The organism is Hydrogenivirga sp. 128-5-R1-1, assembly GCF_000171895.1.
Map to the genome: position 1 here is coordinate 1 of NZ_ABHJ01000324.1, position 1,533 is coordinate 1,533.

Below are 1,533 nucleotides of genomic sequence, written 5' to 3' on the forward strand. Positions count from 1 at the left end.
CAAAAAGAGACGAGATTGTTGAAAGGCTTGTTCAGGAAGGTATTGGAGCAAGAGTTTATTATGATTACACACTTCATCAGCTTAGAAATGCAGAGCATTTAGACTGTGAATTTGCACAGCTTCTAACAAAGGAAATATTTGCAATACCTGTTTATCCTGCATTGAAAGATGATGAAGTAGACTTTATAATTGAGAAAGTAAAACAAATTGTAAATGAGGTTTCTTAAATGAAAGAAATTAATGGACAGCTTGATGCTAAAGGATTAAAATTTGCTGTAGTAGTTGGGAGATTTAACAGCCTTATTACAGAAAAGCTTCTTGAAGGAGCTGTAGACTGTATTGTTAGACATAACGGAAGTGAAGATAATATAACAGTTGTAAGAGTTCCAGGTTCATTTGAGATACCTTTAACTGCAAAGAAACTTGCAAAAAGCGGAAAGTACGATGCTGTAATATGTCTTGGTGCTGTAATAAGAGGTTCAACTCCCCATTTTGATTATGTAGCAAATGAGGTAACAAAAGGGATAGCGCAAGTTAGTTTAGAAACAGAAGTCCCAATAGCTTATGGAATACTTACAACAGATACAATAGAACAGGCTGTTGAAAGAGCAGGAACAAAAATGGGGAATAAAGGTTTTGACGCAGCCCTTACAGCCATAGAAATGGTAAATGTTTTAAAAGGTATTTAACTAATGGTTGGAAAGTTTAGAAAAAAAGCCAGAGAAATAGCTTTAAAAGTCTTATACGCATATGACATAGATAAGGAAAAAGATATAAATGAAACTTTAGAAGAGACAATATCAGATATTAGACAAAATCTTTCTGAAAAAACACTAAAATACGCATATCAGATAATAAACGGAGTTTACGAATATATTGACGAAATTGACAATATTATTCAGTCTCATTTGAAAGATTGGAGATTAGATAGACTTGGATATATAGAAAGAGCTCTTTTAAGAATCGGAACTTACGAGCTTGTATTTTCTGATATTCCAGACAAAAAAAGGGTTTTTATGGATATTTTAGATATTGCAAAATGCTACAACCTTGATGAGAAAGCGCTAAAATTTATAAATGGAGTGTTAAGCAAAATTTACAAAGACTTTAAAGCCCAAAGTAAAACTGCTTGATGTATTCTCCAAAAAACAGGTAAATAACTGCAGCTAAAGATAGAAAAGGTCCAAAAGGAATTTCATATGTAGATTTATCTTCTGCTTTGCTGAAGTAAGCAGACAAAATACCAATTACAGCCCCAACTAAAGACCCAAAAAATATTATAAATAAGCTCCCAAACCACCCAAAATAAGTACCAAAAAATGCAAGAAGTTTTACATCTCCCATTCCAAGCCCTTCAATACCTCTATATTTAAGGTATAAAAATGCGATTAACCATAAAAAACCTGCACCGACAACAGCACCTATTAACGCATCAACGACAGAAAAATCATGTCTAAAAAATGAGTAAATTATGCCGGAAATAAAACCAATAAGATTTATTTCATCTGGAATAATTTTAAAATCAAAATCAAT

4 protein-coding genes are annotated in these 1,533 nt (G+C 32.4%); 3 read left to right on the forward strand and 1 reads right to left on the reverse strand.

Translation table 11 applies throughout. From position 1 onward, the window contains the following. The 3 genes from HG1285_RS01970 to nusB all read left to right on the forward strand — a co-directional run. The coding region (locus HG1285_RS01970; protein WP_008289253.1) for a DegT/DnrJ/EryC1/StrS family aminotransferase at positions 1-227 on the forward strand (227 nt) is incomplete at its 5' end. After that, entirely contained in the window at positions 228-689 is a 462-nt protein-coding gene (ribE, locus tag HG1285_RS01965) for a 6,7-dimethyl-8-ribityllumazine synthase (RefSeq protein WP_008289254.1), read from the forward strand. A gap of 3 nt (positions 690-692) precedes the next feature. After that, the gene (gene nusB / locus HG1285_RS01960; protein WP_008289255.1) at positions 693-1,133 is read left to right on the forward strand and encodes a transcription antitermination factor NusB; all 441 of its coding nucleotides are present in this window, start codon (positions 693-695) and stop codon (positions 1,131-1,133) included. Here nusB and HG1285_RS01955 read toward each other — a convergent pair. Beyond that, positions 1,108-1,533 (reverse strand): A24 family peptidase (locus HG1285_RS01955; RefSeq protein WP_032497122.1); only part of this gene is annotated, 426 nt, incomplete at its 5' end. The two genes, nusB and HG1285_RS01955, sit on opposite strands and share 26 nt — an antisense overlap.